The 390-nt window shown below is 45.9% G+C and carries 1 protein-coding gene; it reads right to left on the bottom strand.

Annotated elements, in window-relative coordinates:
- Positions 1–62 precede the first annotated feature (62 nt).
- Positions 63–390, bottom strand: a 328-nt coding sequence (locus tag DWZ82_RS15305) for a hypothetical protein (RefSeq protein WP_158575315.1), incomplete at its 5' end; no start/stop codon positions are given.

Raw genomic sequence — 390 nt, 5'->3', positions numbered from 1 at the left:
AGTGGGTAAAAACACCTGCAAACGGTCAAGTGGTACGCCTTAGAATGTTAATGCGTCCTTGCTCAGCACTGAAAATAGTCGATCCAATCATCTCTATCAGTATCATTCTTCATGTAGGTAGCAATCTTTTTGTACTGCTTAAAGTAAGCATATTTACCCTTATAGCTATCCCACTTCGGCTTGCTGCCATCGGACAGGGTGGCATATCCGTACTGAGACATATCGAAAGCATTATCGTTGCTAATCTGAAGAATAATAAACTTGCCGGACAGGCTTGCGCTGGCACCACTCATGCGCTTTTTCTTCGCATAAAGTGCATCTAAAGCCGTTGTGCTGGCAGCAATAGCGCTCAAAGCTGTACTCGACGCTGCAATCGCCGCCATAGCGGTC

Origin of the sequence: Butyricicoccus sp. AF35-5AC, from assembly GCF_003477715.1 — a bacterium.
GTDB lineage: Bacteria > Bacillota > Clostridia > Oscillospirales > Butyricicoccaceae > Agathobaculum > Agathobaculum butyriciproducens.
The sequence above is the reverse complement of the archived record's forward strand: the minus strand, read 5'-3'. Positions and strand labels throughout refer to the sequence as shown.